Origin of the sequence: Butyrivibrio sp., assembly GCF_015056685.1 — a bacterium.
GTDB lineage: Bacteria > Bacillota > Clostridia > Lachnospirales > Lachnospiraceae > Butyrivibrio.
Window position 1 is genome coordinate 13,237 of sequence record NZ_SVFW01000019.1, and the last position, 15,967, is coordinate 29,203.

Genomic DNA, 15,967 nt, shown 5'->3' on the forward strand with positions numbered 1-15,967 from the left:
ATTAAGTGTCCTCGCTTTCATGAGTTCTTTTCCATTCCTCCAGTAGGCTGATCATGATCCTCTCGATCTCAGACTGAGAGTAGTAGGCAGGAAAATACTTGTTGAGCTTTCTTTCGTTAAACGTAACTTTCTTCTTGATCTGTGGTGTGGCTCTCTTCTGTATAAGGATGTCTATCATCTGTTCCTGAGTGAGAGAGTCATCATCACGATATTGGCGGAGATCCATGAGCTGTTCCTGCTTGATCATGCCGTTTTCGTGGATATATTCCCATACCCACTGTTGATATGTATGGTTAAGAAAAGAAATCTCGACTGCACAGGAAAGCGCCAGTCTACCTTCATCAACCATATCAAGAAGTTTGGGAATAAGTTCTGTAAGCCTAATATACCTTGATACCTGAACTGCACTTGTTCCCATTTCTTCAGCAATAATATCTCGTGACTTCATTCCTAACTTGTGTTCAACTTGAACACAAGTTGAATCTGGTCGTTTACCCTGACGTCTAATGGCTTCAAGCTTCATCTTATATGCAAATGCCTTTTCACTAGGAAGTATCTCTTCCCTCTGCATATTTGCATTAACCATGGCAATTGTGGCATCATCATTGGTCATTTCCTTAATGATTGCAGGGATCTTCCTAAGTCCAGCTCTTTTTGCCGCATGAAGACGTCTGTGCCCTGAGATCATCTCATAATTGCCCTCATCATCCGGTCTTACAAGAACCGGAGTGAGAACACCGCTTTCCTTGATGCTCTCAACAAGCTCATCCATCTTTTCATCATCTACAACTCTGAAAGGATGATTCTCGAAAGGATAAATTGTCATAACATCAAGATCTACAGTTCCCTCCATGCTTGGAACGCCCAGGAGCTCATCAATACTAGATAGCTTTACTTTCTGTCCAACTCTTTGTGCCATTGTCCATTACCTCCCTTATGAATGATGTGTAAGCAAATGCTGCTTTTCCTTTTGGATCATATACGTAGAGGCTGCTTCCTGAAGCGCTTATTTCTGCAGCTCTAACTGATAACGGGATCTCTGTCTCAAAAACATTTATACTTGATGAATAAGCTTCGTAAATCTGAGCCGAAATGTCTTTTGCATAATTGGTCCTGTTATCCACCATAGTGATGAGAATTCCGTCGATTTCGAGCTTAGGATTAAGCTGACGCTTTACTCTTCCAATTGTCTTTATAAGCTGTTGCAGACCCTTTACAGGAAGATATGCGGCCTGGCATGGAATGATTACAGAATCAGCACAAGCCAGGGCATTTATGGTCATCATTCCAAGAGAAGGCATACAATCAATAATAATGAAGTCATATACTTCTCTGGCCTTGTCTACGTACTCTTTAAGGATTGTCTCCCTGCTGATAACTCCGGTCATGCTGATTTCCAAACTTGAAAGCTCAATATTTCCCGGCATAAGATCTACACCTTCAGGATGATGAATGAGGCCTTTTGTTATATCTACAGGCTCGTCATTGATGATATTTACAAGTGCTGTGGCAAGAGAGTAATCAAGTCTGTCCGGTTCATCACAGCCAAGGCTGATTGACATGCTGCCCTGAGGATCCGCGTCGATCATAAGGACCTTATAGCCTTCTCTTGCAAGACCAATACCTAGATTTACGCTGGTGACGGTTTTTCCCACACCGCCTTTCTGGTTTGCTACGCTGATAACCTTACTCATAAAAATCGTCCTCCTCCCAACATGATTCTATAAACTCATCAATTTTTTCCGTGTTACACAGAACAACTCCTCTTACCTTTCTTGTGGCTCTTGCATCCTTAGCCAGCTTTTCAAAAGTATGTAGCCCCATTGAGTAGAGCTCAGCGCCTTCCTGGTAACGCACATATTTCTTTTTTCCCTTTTTAACCATTTCCTCCAGGTTAGGGACAATTCGTCTTTTAGGCATTTCCTTGTTCTCCTTTACTGTTTCCTCGTACCGGCAATTATCTTCAATAAACTTTTCATAGATGTCCTGATCAACCAGTACCCGCTGTCTGATCATCCTATTGGCCCCGGCTTCCTTTACTGAATTTACGAAACTCCAATAAGGAATGCTGTAGAGCCTTGCACCATCTTCGTAGGTGACGAAATTATGCAGTTTTCCCTTGAAATACTTATCAAGATCCGGTGGAGAATTTGATTTGTGAACCATCTTGTAACCTCCTTTTGGGTGTTACGAGATGTAAAACGAAAGAAATGAACTAAAAAGATAAAAAGCCACATTCCTTGATGAAAAGAAATGTGGCTTAAAATGCAGATTCTCTATTAAAAGATTGAAATTATATCAAAAATACGCCGCTAAAACTGTTACCAAAAATAAACCGACTATTCCTCAGGGCCTTGACCAACCCCAAAATTCGTCATAGCGCGTCCTTTGATTTCTCGATTATTATCCATAGAACGTCGTATAGCTCCGTAGGAGTCCAATGAAGGAACTGTCAAAAAGTTGCCTGATTGGACGAATATGGACTCCTATGGATTCCCTGTACTTTCTAAGACGCACTATATTACTTGCTCGACTTCAAGGTCGGGATGACTCTACCATGTTTCCCTTTTATTCCCTTTTATCACTGTTTATGCCTGTTAGAAAGGGATTTGGATAAGTAGTTATTTCCCGTTTATTCCCTGCAAAACCCTGTACAGTTGTTGCAGGTTTGTTGTAATCACATTCATTTGTTGCAAACCATTGATCTTAGACTCTTCAGTGAGTCATTCTCTTTTGGTTTTAATGCCTGTTATAACAAGTCGTCAAATTCATCTGAGAGCTCATCGAAAACGTCCTTGTTCTTCTCATCACTACCATCTGCATAGATGTCCAGCGTGGTCTCAATCTGCTTGTGACCCATAACAGTCTGGATGACCTTGTAGTTTGTACAAGACTCACAAAGTCTGGTTGCAAATGTATGCCTCAGGATGTGGCATGAGAAAGGTGGAAGCAAAAAAGGTTCCCTATGCTCTCTCACAGCCTCAAGCTCCTCAGTGTAATTGTAGTTGCTTACAATGCGCTTGATGATGCGATTGACTGACTGCGGATTCATCACATCGCCGAAGCGATTAAGAAAAACGAATCCTGTAAGTCCTTCCAGAACGGGCTGTACCACACCCTCTTCTTCCTGCTCATCCTTGGCTGCAAGCAGCGCTTCCTTAACCTTACGTGTCATAGGAATTCTTCTGATACCTGCCTCTGTCTTGGGGAAGTGAACCTGAAGCTTAGCTGACTTAGATCCCTTTGAGGGATAATAAGAAATCGCATGATTGATCTCTATATAGCCAGTTTCAAAGTTGATGTCTTCCCAACGAAGTGAGATTGCTTCTCCAATGCGGGTTCCGGTACCAAGAAGCAGTGTAAAGAGTGGAAGCCAGTGATTGAAAACAGGATTCGATGCAACATAGTCCATGAAGGCTCTCTGCTGCTCTCTTGTGAGTGCGTGTCTCTTGCCTTTAGTCTGTCCGGAGTTCTTGGTTACTTCTGCCATAACTCCATCTGTAGGATTCTTTCTAATGATGTCGTCTCTTACTGCGAGCTGGAACGTAGGATGAAGAACACAGTGTACTGAATCAAGTGTCGTGAGCTTCAGCTTCTTCTCATTTAATAGGTAGAGATAGAACTGCAACACATCTGAATACTTGACCTCTGATATCATCTTCATTCCAAAAGAATCTCTGACCAGATGATCATATGTGTACTGGTAACCATTAAAGGTGGAATCACGTAAGTTGCTCTTGGTGGCTATATAACGGTCGTATGTCGTGTTGACCGTAGCCCTTCCTCTTGCGTACATATCCAGGCCATCCAGCTGATCTCTAAAGAGCTCTTTTTCTCTTTCTCTCAGCTCAACAATATTGTTGGCGTAGATGTACTGCCTCTTTCCGATAGGATCTCTAAAGGTGTAAACATAGAGTCCATCGCTCTTTCTTACGCATTCACCTTTCTTTAAAATGTTGCCCTTGCTGTCTTTTCTCTTCTTTGCCATGTAATTCTCCTTTACAAAAAGAAACATGACATGCCTAGAAATCCAGCAGGAACTCATCCTCTTCTATTATGAATCAAATCAGTTCCCGATTCAACAGGAATCTAACCATGTCATGTCTTATCACACCAGTTTATAGTTTCTTTTTATCAATAAGCTGTATGAGCTTCGATATATCTGTTCAGAACCATCTTATTAATAAGAACAGACTTCTTCATTTTTCTGAGTGCTCCGGCTTCTTTCGCCAGATCTTTTATCTGCTCATAGCCCAGATCGTAAATCTCCATTGCCCCCTGCAACTGCAGATATTCAGCTGCATCATAGTTATGATGCCTTCTTGGTGTTGCCATTTCTGTAGTACCTCCTTAAGCACAATTTGAAAGTTCACTTTTCATAAGGGGGATAGCCCACTGTTTTACCGAAGCCCGTGAACGGTAAATCCGGCTCTTAACCGATTCATGTGTTGATTTAAAAAAATCTGCGAGCTCATCATAGGTCATATGTGTATCCAGATACTTGGTAAAGACTACGTAGTCATTATCATCAAGACCATCTACCATTCCACACACAACAGTGTAGTGATAGCGCATCTCGCCGATTGTCTCAACGATAGCTCTTCTGCCAAGCACATCATCAGAGCCTTTAAGAGCCGTCATCCAGTCGCCATTGTTGATAGCTTCTTCTATCTCTGCATGAGTACAGGCTTCATTTTTCGTAGGATTACTCACGCCAGACGTCTGTACCCTGACACCAAGATCACCAAGCTCTCTTCTGCGATTACTGGCACGTTCTCTCTGGATCCTTGCACTGAGGCTGCTCACATAACCGTCAAGCTTACGCTTAAAGCCCGGATAATTATCCAGGATGATATCAACTCTCGCTTCATCATCAGCAACAATATATTGGTCAACAATATTTTTCTTAGCCACTTTTCCCTCCTCTTTGAAATGTTTTGATGCATGCATTTAATAAGAAGTCTTAAGACTCTTTAATCATAAGCCCGCTTACGCCCTAATCCCAGCAATTAGGTGTCTACTGCGGTGTCCAATCTGTCTACCGGCAAAAAAATAACAGCTACAGATTTTCTCTGTAGCTGCCATAACATTGATCAGTCATTATCAGTCTATATTTGCTTCTTTCATCTGCTTTAACATGAATTCACGCAGCTGCTCCTTATTAGGAAGATGAAGCATGTATGTTGATACAAAAAGATTGTTATCCATTCCGGAAAGTGCATACTCAACCATCTGTGGTCCTTTATCAGTGCAAAGGAGTACTCCGATTGGAGGGTTGTCTCCTTCAGACATTTCATTTTTCTTGTAATATGCCACATATGCATTGAGCTGCCCCAGGTCTTCATGCCTGAACTCATGGTCTTTCAATTCAAAGATTACATTGCAGTGCAGGTATCTATGATAGAAGATAAGATCCGGATAATAGTACTCATCATCAATAAGTATCCTCTTCTGTCTCGCTTCAAGGCAAAAGCCCTTTCCAAGCTCAAGAAGGAACTGCTGCAGATGAGTGATCATGGCTTCTTCTATATCAGACTCTGTAACAGCAAGTCTGTCATCAATTCCCAGGAACTCAAAGGTAAATGCATCCTTTATAGTCAGCGCAGCAGAATAGTCCTTGTTTTTTACCTTGTTAAGTAACAGTTCTGGTTTCTTGCTGATTCCGGCACGTACATAAAGGTTTGTTTTAATCTGTCTCTGCAATTCCCTGACGCTCCAGGCTCCCTGCATACATTCAAACTCGTAAAAGAATCTTTCAAAAGGATCATCAAGCTTCATTATTTCCCTTATATGCGAGAAGGAAAGCTTTGTTATAAGTAACTCCGGGGCTGTTTCGAATTTGCTTGACACCGTCGAGCAAATTTCATTATCCTCTTTAGAACTGATTTCTGATAATGTCTTTATAGTAAAATCAGGCAATTCCTTGATTTCACTTATACCTTTCAATTTGCTCGACACTGTCGAGCAAATCTGAGGGTACTTAATATAAAAAATCCTGCACAAATTAAGCTGATTTCTCTCAAGTCCTTTTATGCTGAGCTTATCAGCCAATTTGTTTAAAAGGTTTGTGCCATACTCTGCCCTGTTTTTACCATTCTGCTCGAACTCAACTATGTAATATCCGATAGCCCAGTTTCTTATGGTAAGCAGTTGATTTACAGCACTCTTGGCTCTATTGCTGGTCGCATCATGGACATTTTTTACATCAAGGACCAGATTATCAAAAGAATACTCTTCCATACAACATTTATCTCCTTCAATAGTCAATTATACGTTTAGGGTGAGCATTTGTCATTCAACTCCTGGTTGTTGCAGCATCCCCCAAATATCAGTCATCCACCCGTAGTACTCAAATTATACAGGGAAAAACATTGGCTGTCATTGAATTTGTCGTTCAATTATATAAGCCCGACTCCTGCTATTTACCCCAGATCAAGATCTTCCCAAATCTCGTCTTCATCCAGGCTTTCCATAAACATCACTTCCCAGTACTGCCCGTCAACTCTGCATTTCTCATAATCTTCGTTGGAAATCACAATCTGAGCCCCATCCTCATATGCAATTGCTTCATCAGGAACTTCAAAGTCCTTACATATTAAAAAGAACTGGTTGCCGCTCTCGATTCTGATAAGAGAGTCCAGCTGTACAAAGAACGGAAGAAGGTCTTCCATCTCATCATGATTATACAGACAGTAATAACTGTCCCTGTGATTTACATATATTTCAGGCTGGGCTATATCCCCAAGTATCGACATGATCTTATATATCTCCAGCGCATTCTTATTATCCGTATTCTCCAGAGCCTCTGTAAGCTCCTCTGCAGAATCTGTTGGCTGAATTCCAAGAGCCTTAAATGTCATGGCAAGTGCTGCGCTAACATATCCTCCAATAGTCTGTTCTCTATCAAAATCCATTGCTTCTATTCTGTAATACTTCATTATAATTGTCCCTCTCTTAGCTTTATCTAATAATAAATCTGTTATATGCTTCTGTGAAGCCGCAAAGCTCACGATATATCCACATATTTACGACAGCCTGGCGAGTGCCCTGATCTGGTCAAGTGCAACGCCCCTCAGCTCAGCGCTTCCCAGTTTGTAATACAGCTGTGCCAGTTCATCAAATCCCGGAATCCCTGCTATACGATTCAGATCTGCCGCCTGCCCTGTCTCACCTCTAAGTATCCAGTCTGTTGTAACACCAAATTTCTCGGCATACATAACAATAATCTCTGCTGGTACATCCCTCAGACCACGTTCATATTTGGATACCACTGTCTTATCTGACAGATAAAACTCGGCAGCCAGTTCCTTCTGGCCGATGCCGCTGATTTCCCTCAGAGTCCTGAGTCTCTCACCTGTTGTTGCTACTTTGTTCTTTGTTTCCATTCTTTTCTCCTTTTCCGGAGTCTTAAAAACGGAAACGTAACTTGCCCAGAGCTTTTGCACGCAAAAAGAGCCTGCAAAACGATATTGAAATAAAACCATAATAGTTATGGTCACATTTCCGTTTTGCAGACTCCTTGGTGCTATTTATTTTCAGCATATACAGCTCTAGGCAAACTCTTGGCATATGAGCGGGGCTCGTTCAACTTACGCCTTATCTCATAGCTTCTTTATATAGAAGAAAACCATTTCTATCGCTGCGATACAGCCCTTCGTTCACACATACCTCAAACTATTCAATTTTCAATGTAACTACGGCAACACTATATAGTGTCAACTCTGTAATAGATCATTTCTTCGTCCCCCTTCATCTGTGCATATTATTGACAGCTACATTCCTAATTTCTCTTGAGTATTTGTTTCTCATAAGGATAGCCTCTTTAATATCTTCCTCAGATGCCGGATGAGCTGAATAGCTTCTGTTCTTTACATTGACCTTCAGCCATTCCCCACAGCTCGGGCATTGCAGACATCCTTTCACAATCTCCACATGCATCATGACATAGCCACAATTTGTGCATCCTCCGTGCACCAATACTTTTTCTGAATTCATATAAATCCTACTCCTTTCATACAACAGGCGATATTATACGTCAGAAATGTTGATTCGTCAGCACGGAGAAAAATGAACGGTTTAGGAACAATAAAGGAACAATAAGGGAACGCTTTCCGTACAGCTATAACAACCTGTACTTATAAAACCCAGCATTCATGGATATTTCAGCCTTCTTCACAGTCGTACAGCTCCTCATTATCATCATCATCGTCAGCATCGTCAGTATTATTATCAACTAAGCCTGCGATGATATCATCCTGTTCCCTGCGGGAGGCATAACTCCATATAAATAGCCCAAAAAGCTTGATTGCCTCTCTTTTCCTATAATCAATCACATCGTCCGAAACTTCTACTTCATCTGCAAGCTGCTCATTCGTCATAGGATCATCATCAGTAAAATATGCACAAAACAAGATTTTCTTATAAAGAGCACCCTTTGAGCTAAAATCAGCCACCATGTCTAGCACAAGAAGAAGTTTTTCCCAAAGCCATTGTGCCCTTACAGCCTTATACACAAAAGTCCTCTGTTTTTCTTCGTGCTTTTTCTTGTCCTTCCTCATGAGCTTGAGGAACTCTCTTCTTAGTTCCTGCTTATTCTTCATGATCTCCTCCTCAGTCATCTGTGGCATCTGGGACAAGAGCGGATTGAGAGCATTTCTCCTATCCTTATACTCTTCCAGCATAGTCCTCGTCATCTCGAGCACCACTGATGGATCCAGTCCAAAGCTCATAATGTAAAAATCAATACGTTGTTCCAATGTTGTCCTCCTAGGCATTTTAATATTCCCTCCTTAAAAAATCGCAAAAAAAGAAAGAACCAGATTTTGCTTCCAATTCTTTCTATCTACGCCATATCAATGTTGCCTTACTTTGTAAAAGAACTATCCCAATCCTGTAAAAACTCGCACGCGGCATTTAGTTATCGCTTACCGTCCCTTAATCCTTCAGCATAAGCCAAAAGTCTTTCTTGCTGTCTCTGGTCCAAGCCATGTTTGATTTCAAGCAGATCTTCGTCACCTGGAATCAAGACTACACCATAGTCCACAGGCTTATCATATTCAAAAAGATTTCCCTTGCCAATACCAAGAATGGCACATATTTCATCAATGGTTTCAAGCTTGGGATAAGAGTTGCGGTTGAAGATATCTTTAATTGTATTCTTGTCCACTCCCAACAACTTAGCAAGCTTATACTTAGTTACGCCCTTAGCTCTCATCACAGCTTCCAGATAATCTAAAAAGTCGCCTACTTTTGACATTGCATTAACACCTCCTATATTTGATGAAAGTGTTTTACTGCAATATTGTATTCAAATCATTTAAAATGCGTAACGGGTGTGCAGACCCCTTATAGGTGGTTTGTAGCCCCCCTATATCTTACAGAAAAGAGCCAGAACATTATGTCCTGGCTCAGAATTGATTTTTGTATTATTGTCCTTCCAATAGTTTAGACTTCTGTGCCTCAAACTCTTCCCGAGTAATAACTCCATCATCAAGGAGTTTTTTCAGCTTCGTGAGCTCGTCAGCAACAAGACTGCCCTTCATAGCCTGCTGCCCCTCTGGATTAACCGGAGTTTGCGGCTGATATTGCTGTACTGTCTGAATAGGCTGCTGCATCCGTGGATCTGGCTGATACTGTGTATTATTGAACTGCCCCTGAGGAGGATAGTTTCCATTCTGCTGATAATATCCAGTACTCTGCATCTGCACAGCTTTTTTCTTTTTTGAAGAAAGAACTATTGCAAGCACAATTCCTATAACCACAACAGCCGCCGCAGCACATAGCCCAATAATCAGCCAGATATTGACAAGAGTAAATTCAAGATGAATACTCTGTTCCGGTCCGAGATTAAGAAGATCCCACTCCAAGGTCTTTCCATCGTTAGACACATAAGTGGCATTACTATCAGATGGCTTAACAGGAAGATTTACAGTAATCTTCATATATCCGCCGCTCATGGTGAAGTAGTTCTTATATGCGGAAAGCTGCTCACCCTGATTCCTGTCAAAGACCTGCCAATCCAGAACGTACTTCAAACCCTGCTTAGTAAACTTTATGGAGCTCGCTTCTCCAGAAAGCTCTGATTGAGTATCTTCCATAGAAGATTCCAGTTCATTTGCAGTTATATCTTTCTTACTCAGAATATATCCCTTGAAGCCATCCTGGTTATACTCTTCAACATCCCAGCCCTGATCCTTGTATTCCTGCATCTGAGTGTCAGTCATGGAATCAGCGTCATAGCCGTAGTCTGACATGTCCATCATGGCATATAGCATCGATACATCAAGCTTGCCATTACTTTTGACTGTGACTGTAGTATTGAATCTCATACAGCCAGTAAGACAGAAAGCACAGATAACCAAAACCATTATTGCCCTGAGGCCGTGTTTTCTATTATTCACCTTAAAATTCCTCTCATTTCTTTACGACAGCACCATATATAACAAATGCCGACACTGAGCCATTAAAAGAATTCTTATAACTGCAAAGATCTATTGGCAATCCGTATACAGTCACCTTATCATTTTTATTCACCTCTGGGAGCTTTCCATTGCAGATCACAAACATTCGGTTTCCACTCGTATCCTCCACAATAAACCAAGTTATTGTGTTTTTATATATATCCTCTTGCCGGATCTGGATTATCTTTTTTGTGCTCACTTTTATTATCTCATCATTGTGCTCGTTAGGCGTCTTATAAAGTTCATTTAACGTAACTTCAGAATTGATAAACGCTTCCAAGGCATCTTCGCTCTCCGCCATGAATAAATCGTTATGAGCATCTATAAATTTCACGGAAGTATCACTAACTCCATAAGAAACAAAATCTTTAACCGTTCCTATGTACTTCAATAATTCTGACTGTGTAGGAGTGTTTTCTCCCTTAGTAAAATGCCCTGTAAAATCAGTGATATCGTCACTTTCAAAATCGATTGTTCCAATACCATCAAAAGTTCCATTTAAAAATTCGCCGGTATATGTGTACTTATCACCATTTGAATTGGTCGCAGTGAACACGCCTTCACCACTAGCCTTGCCATCTAGAGTTGCGCCTTCATATTCTCCTGTTCTGGTAGTATCTGTGAACGGTACTGTATAGGAATTTGATTTTAAATTCCCCTCTCCAGACAGCTTTCCATCTGTCCAATTTCCATCATAACTAAGTTCTACGTCACCTGCTTTTACTTCAATCTTTCCTTCTCCATTAGGAATCCCATCTAAAACAGCACCATTGTACGTTCCTTCCAATGTTTGATTTTCATAAAGTAACGGATACGAATAATTTTCAATCGTCCCTTCGCCCTTTATCTCTCCGTTTTCAAAACTACCAACGTAATGCCATCCAAGGCTAGAGTTGTAATCGCCCTTTCCATCTATGACACCATCCTTAACGACCCCAGAGTAGACACCGTCATCATTTTTCACTCCAATCTTCACCTTGCATGGGAAATTTTCAACGGTCCCTTCACCCGAGAATGAGCCTTCCGTAAACGGACCATTGTATACCCAATTACTTGTATCATCTATCTTCACAACATACTTAGCTTGACCTATTGGCTTACCATCCTCCAATGTACCCGTATACATTCCTTCATAGGTCTCGGTACCATTTACAACTTCTAAGTCATGGTCAACAACATCCTGCGTACATGCGGATAGATAAATTGCCATACTTCCTATGAAAGCTACTAAAACCAGCTTTTTAAACACTTGTATCATTTATTGACCTCCAAAGGACAATTGGTAAAAGCAACGTTCACATTACTGCGCTGACTTCATATACGCATCTGTAATCTTTCCGGACTCATCCATGTATACTTCCATAAGCTTACCTGACCATTCCTCATAATCCGAGTAGCTTCCATTTCCGTTCTTAAGCATAAAATCTGCCATTTCAGAAACACCTTCGTTACTGATTTCCGCCAACTTGCCTATCTTGTCGTTACAGATTTCAGCCAATCCCTCTAAGCCCCCATTATTAGAAGCAGCTTCATTGTTGTATTCCTCTACTAGCCCTGGAGTAGCATCAATTATTTTCTGCTTATACTCTTTATAAATATCCTCATAGCTTGAATACTTTCCAGAAGAAGCACTTTCTTCAACCTTGGACTCTGTTTTTTCTTTTGTTGCTGTTGTTGAAGACTTAGTATCTACTTTCTCATCAACCTTAGTATCCTCTTTTGCCTCACTTTTGGTTTCTGTTTGCTCAACTGTAGTTGATGATGACGTATTAGTGCTTTCCGTTGATTTATTGGATGAACCGATTGCAAAAAGAACGATCCAGAATACAACAGTAACAGCAATCTTTACTTTTATGTCCCAAGTATTCTTTTTTCTCCATATCAACACCATGACAGGTGCTGGGAAGAAAAATATCCACCCTAAAACCCACCAAATCATGTTATTCTTTTTCGGTGCTTCATTAACAGCAGATTCAGGATACCAGGTATGTCCGCAATCCTGGCAAAAACCTACTGTCCTATGAATGATTTGCTTTGCATTCTTACCACGTAATTCACCTTGATTCTCACGGTTAAATTTAATATTCGAACTACCACAATTAGGGCATCCCAGCTTGTTAAGCTGTTCCTGTTCTTTTTTCATGTCAAGCGAAATCTGAGTTCCACAAAATTCGCAAAAATTGCTGTTCCCTACCTCTGCTCCACAGCTTGGACATTTCATAATCTTCTTTCCTCCTATTTCTTTTTATTCAAGACATATCCAATAACCGCGCCTACAATGCCGCCAATAATGTGCGATAAATTCGAAACATTATCGTTAAGAAAAAGTCCCTCAAACACTTGTTGGCCAATAAAAATCACGGCCACTAAAATGAAAGTAAGCGGAATCTCTCCCTCCCGAAAACTCGTAAATGACGTCAATAAAATAAATGCAAACACCACGCCACTTGCTCCACATAGTGCTACATTCCAGAAAAAAATGTAGTTTACCAACGCTGTTACCAATGCTGTTACCAAAATAATAAAAACAATCAGTTGAGATCCGTGTTTCTCTTCCAAAAGCGGTCCCAGCAAAAGTATATATGAAGCATTCCCAATAAAGTGTTCCCAGTTGGCGTGCCCCAAAACATGGGTAAAAAATCTCACATAAGTAAGTGGCGATGACAGAGGCGAATGGTACGTAACAAATAAAGTATCCGTGATTCTTCCGCCTGATACTATTCCAAGTATTAGCGTTACAAGACTAGCAAAAACAAATCCTAAAATCACCGGAGAATTAAATGATATCTTTATCTTGCCCACTCTCATCTTTATTAGCTCCTATGAGGTTTTTGTTGCAATATTAATTATAGTAAATAGCGTAAATATTTGCTCGTTTTTTGAAATATGTTTATATATTTTTAAGAAAAGGCCAGCAAAAGCTGGCCCTACCCTCGTAGTATTTACTACAAATATCCTTATTTACATAAAATCCCCTTCAATTTCTTGTTAACAATAATGAAACCTATGCCGCATAGAATAGCAGTCACCGCACCAACTATACATGCTACCCCAATATCTCCAAACATCATCATACCCATTGCAATTCCAACAACGCCCCAAATAATAAGCATAATTCCAATAATCATCATATTTTCTAATCTCCTTTTTAATATCCGAATGTGTGAGCCTGATTTAGAAATACTTCTATCCTGTCATAGTCTGTCCCATACACAAGATTGTCATAAGTTTTTACATTATATACGCTCACCTTCTCCGTTTCCGTACTACCAGGAAGCACATCATAAACATCTTCCGGATAAGTAATTGTTACGATATCTTCTCCTTTATAAAGGACGACATCATATTCAATCTCATCAATTGTAACATCACTATTGTTGGTAATCTTTACTATTACACAGTCACTACCAGGATTGGATTCAATCGCAATATCTTCAGAATGATTCACATAGCTTGGATGATCTCCCAAGCTCATTTTGTATTCTATCTCCGAGCTGTCAAATCCAGAAGAAGGTACATCCATCTTCGACACAACTGTATATCCCGGTAGAATCATATCGTGACCATCAGAGTCCATGTCTATTGTATTTCCAGATGCATCCAAATAATTCACCTGTACTTCCAGCTCATCGATAATAGTCTTACTATTATTTGTCACAAACACGACCGCTTGTCCATCCATTGTCATCTCACCATGAATGTCAAGTTGCTTGGACACTTCTTCTGCGCTCTGTCCGCTCTCTTCAGGTTTTTCCGGTTCAGACTGCGTAATGGCATTTTTTTCTTCAGTATCCTGAGTATCTGGCGATGCAATCTCTTCAACTAGGTTAGTCTCTGTAGTCGATGGCCCAGCCCCTACAATCGTACTCTCCCCAATAGTTCCGTCACTTATTTTTTCATATTTAATAAACCACGATCCCAACGAGCTCGTAATCTCAGTTGCTTTCACATCAACAGTATCGCCAGCTTTTATATCTGGATTTCTTGCAGATATAAAATTCAGATGTTCTCCAGCCCACACGTTATATCCCATGGCCGAATCCGGATGCAGCTCTGCCGCATAAAACCTCACAGTCTTCCCTTCTAGATTTTCTCCTGCATTAAGTGCTGCTTCAAATGACTCAGCATCACCAAAATCCAGAACAGTAGCCGAGCTTCCGCAGCCTGAAAGCATCAGCACGGTAGTTATTAGCAAGCATAAAAATAGTCTCATTTTTTTACTCATGTTCTTCTTTCCTCTCTTTATACTTCTTAGTCTTGAATTCCGCTTGATCGTAGCGGCTTCATTTTGTTAGCCAGAAGCATTTCGTTGATATCGATAATGCTTCCAGGATGTTCATTAAAGAATGTCATCAATAGTGCATCTCTCGGATCTCTTGCATATAGCGTATCCATGTGATAGATCTTAAGTGCCTGCTGTGTCTCTTTCAATGTAAACTCCGCAGCATAGCAAATTCTCAGGATTACATCCCTCTGTTTCGTTACCTTCTCCTCAGATAAGAGCTTATAGCCATATCCCTGTGAGATATCAGCCTTTAGCAAGATATCCTGCTTTTGAAGCCCTTTCTCTCTGAACTTTTCATTCATGTATTTCATGAAATCTCTGTTCCCATCAAGAAGGTCTCCCTCGTTATCGTCTACGAAGTTTGCTATATCCTCCGGATGAGTATGTTCCAATATTTCTTCCAGTTCCTTGGTGTTCTTTTTATACATTTATGTACCTCTTTACTGTGATATACTTGAATTACGCGAGGTGCTAATATGTTTGATAGTCCGTTACCGATTTCCTTCTACAAGGAAATCGCCACACTTAGTGAAGAACATCAAATTCATATTGTCCAACATATTGAGACCAAAAAGATTTATCTCAAAAAAAATTTGAAGGTCTATAATCTTGCTGTATTTGAACAGCTTTTTAAAAATCCTGTCAGGAACATTCCTCGTATTTATGCAATGTATGAGCATGATGATGTACTAACAATAATCGAAGAATACATTTCGGGCGACACTCTTGAAGAAATCATTGATTTGTGTGGTACCGTATCTGAATCTGATGCAATCTGCTATGCTATAAAGCTTTGCGACATACTCATTGCTCTGCATTCTCAGACGCCATCACTGATACACCGTGACATCAAACCGTCAAATGTCATTCTCACCGAAGATGAACGTATAATTCTCATTGACCTAAACGCAGCACGCCAATGTTTAGCTGAAAAAGGTCGTGATACAAGACTTATTGGCACTGAAGGCTATGCTGCTCCAGAGCAATTTGGTTTTGGCAACTCATCATGCCAAACTGATATTTATGCTGTGGGAAATATTATTAAGGCACTTATAGGTCTTGACAATCATTCCTCCATGAAAGTATCACCAAAACTCAATGTAGTAATCAACAAATGCTTGGAAATGAATCCAAAAGACAGATACCAATCGGCCTCGCTACTAAAGGCTGCTTTGGAAAAGATCTGAATATTCCCTCCTCACAGGTACATTATAGCAATTAC

Annotated in this window: 20 protein-coding genes; 1 reads left to right on the top strand and 19 read right to left on the bottom strand. The window is 40.5% G+C overall.

Annotated features, from left to right (window positions below):
- Position 1: 1 nt before the first annotated feature.
- The 19 genes from E7303_RS08355 to E7303_RS08450 form a co-directional block, all read right to left on the bottom strand.
- Positions 2-919 (bottom strand): ParB/RepB/Spo0J family partition protein, encoded by a 918-nt coding sequence (locus E7303_RS08355; RefSeq protein ID WP_292144759.1) that lies wholly within the window; start codon positions 917-919, stop codon positions 2-4.
- Positions 882-1,694, bottom strand: a complete 813-nt coding sequence (locus tag E7303_RS08360) for a ParA family protein (RefSeq protein ID WP_292144760.1) — start codon at positions 1,692-1,694, stop codon at positions 882-884. The genes E7303_RS08355 and E7303_RS08360 overlap by 38 nt, the downstream gene beginning before the upstream one ends.
- Positions 1,687-2,166 carry a DUF6462 family protein gene (locus E7303_RS18020; protein WP_330364400.1) on the bottom strand — a complete coding sequence of 160 codons (480 nt, stop codon included), beginning with the start codon at positions 2,164-2,166 and terminating at the stop codon, positions 1,687-1,689. The genes E7303_RS08360 and E7303_RS18020 overlap by 8 nt, the downstream gene beginning before the upstream one ends.
- Before the next feature lie 583 nt (positions 2,167-2,749).
- Positions 2,750-3,988: a tyrosine-type recombinase/integrase gene (locus tag E7303_RS08375; RefSeq protein ID WP_292144761.1), complete on the bottom strand. Its 1,239-nt coding sequence runs from the start codon at positions 3,986-3,988 to the stop codon at positions 2,750-2,752.
- 146 nt (positions 3,989-4,134) lie between these two features.
- Complete coding sequence (locus E7303_RS08380; protein WP_292144762.1) at positions 4,135-4,335, bottom strand: DUF6462 family protein; 201 nt, start codon at positions 4,333-4,335, stop codon at positions 4,135-4,137.
- Positions 4,336-4,350: 15 nt separating this feature from the next.
- On the bottom strand, positions 4,351-4,914 hold the full coding sequence (locus E7303_RS08385) for a hypothetical protein (RefSeq protein WP_292144763.1): 564 nt from the start codon (positions 4,912-4,914) through the stop codon (positions 4,351-4,353).
- 189 nt (positions 4,915-5,103) lie between these two features.
- Positions 5,104-6,240 carry a PDDEXK nuclease domain-containing protein gene (locus tag E7303_RS08390; protein ID WP_292144764.1) on the bottom strand — a complete coding sequence of 379 codons (1,137 nt, stop codon included), beginning with the start codon at positions 6,238-6,240 and terminating at the stop codon, positions 5,104-5,106.
- A gap of 182 nt (positions 6,241-6,422) precedes the next feature.
- A complete protein-coding gene (locus E7303_RS08395; RefSeq protein WP_292144766.1) occupies positions 6,423-6,938 on the bottom strand; it encodes a hypothetical protein in 516 nt (171 codons plus the stop codon).
- An 87-nt stretch (positions 6,939-7,025) separates the two neighbouring features.
- A complete protein-coding gene (locus E7303_RS08400) occupies positions 7,026-7,385 on the bottom strand; it encodes a helix-turn-helix domain-containing protein (RefSeq protein WP_292144768.1) in 360 nt (119 codons plus the stop codon).
- A 364-nt stretch (positions 7,386-7,749) separates the two neighbouring features.
- The gene (locus tag E7303_RS08405; RefSeq protein ID WP_292144770.1) at positions 7,750-7,995 is read right to left on the bottom strand and encodes a hypothetical protein; all 246 of its coding nucleotides are present in this window, start codon (positions 7,993-7,995) and stop codon (positions 7,750-7,752) included.
- A gap of 167 nt (positions 7,996-8,162) precedes the next feature.
- Positions 8,163-8,756: a hypothetical protein gene (locus tag E7303_RS08410; protein ID WP_292144771.1), complete on the bottom strand. Its 594-nt coding sequence runs from the start codon at positions 8,754-8,756 to the stop codon at positions 8,163-8,165.
- A 161-nt stretch (positions 8,757-8,917) separates the two neighbouring features.
- Positions 8,918-9,256 (bottom strand): helix-turn-helix domain-containing protein, encoded by a 339-nt coding sequence (locus E7303_RS08415; protein WP_292144772.1) that lies wholly within the window; start codon positions 9,254-9,256, stop codon positions 8,918-8,920.
- A gap of 169 nt (positions 9,257-9,425) precedes the next feature.
- The gene (locus E7303_RS08420) at positions 9,426-10,400 is read right to left on the bottom strand and encodes an SHOCT domain-containing protein (RefSeq protein ID WP_292144773.1); all 975 of its coding nucleotides are present in this window, start codon (positions 10,398-10,400) and stop codon (positions 9,426-9,428) included.
- A gap of 13 nt (positions 10,401-10,413) precedes the next feature.
- The gene (locus tag E7303_RS08425; RefSeq protein WP_292144774.1) at positions 10,414-11,718 is read right to left on the bottom strand and encodes a hypothetical protein; all 1,305 of its coding nucleotides are present in this window, start codon (positions 11,716-11,718) and stop codon (positions 10,414-10,416) included.
- A 42-nt stretch (positions 11,719-11,760) separates the two neighbouring features.
- Positions 11,761-12,681 (bottom strand): zinc ribbon domain-containing protein, encoded by a 921-nt coding sequence (locus tag E7303_RS08430; RefSeq protein ID WP_292144775.1) that lies wholly within the window; start codon positions 12,679-12,681, stop codon positions 11,761-11,763.
- Positions 12,682-12,695: 14 nt separating this feature from the next.
- The gene (locus tag E7303_RS08435) at positions 12,696-13,268 is read right to left on the bottom strand and encodes a rhomboid family intramembrane serine protease (protein WP_292144776.1); all 573 of its coding nucleotides are present in this window, start codon (positions 13,266-13,268) and stop codon (positions 12,696-12,698) included.
- Between the two features lie 149 nt (positions 13,269-13,417).
- Complete coding sequence (locus E7303_RS08440; protein ID WP_292144777.1) at positions 13,418-13,591, bottom strand: hypothetical protein; 174 nt, start codon at positions 13,589-13,591, stop codon at positions 13,418-13,420.
- A 17-nt stretch (positions 13,592-13,608) separates the two neighbouring features.
- Positions 13,609-14,685 carry a hypothetical protein gene (locus E7303_RS08445; RefSeq protein ID WP_292144778.1) on the bottom strand — a complete coding sequence of 359 codons (1,077 nt, stop codon included), beginning with the start codon at positions 14,683-14,685 and terminating at the stop codon, positions 13,609-13,611.
- A gap of 26 nt (positions 14,686-14,711) precedes the next feature.
- Positions 14,712-15,173, bottom strand: a complete 462-nt coding sequence (locus E7303_RS08450; RefSeq protein WP_292144779.1) for a hypothetical protein — start codon at positions 15,171-15,173, stop codon at positions 14,712-14,714.
- Between the two features lie 48 nt (positions 15,174-15,221).
- Between E7303_RS08450 and E7303_RS08455 the strand changes: the two genes are divergently transcribed.
- Positions 15,222-15,932 (top strand): serine/threonine protein kinase, encoded by a 711-nt coding sequence (locus E7303_RS08455; RefSeq protein WP_292144780.1) that lies wholly within the window; start codon positions 15,222-15,224, stop codon positions 15,930-15,932.
- Positions 15,933-15,967: the final 35 nt, after the last annotated feature.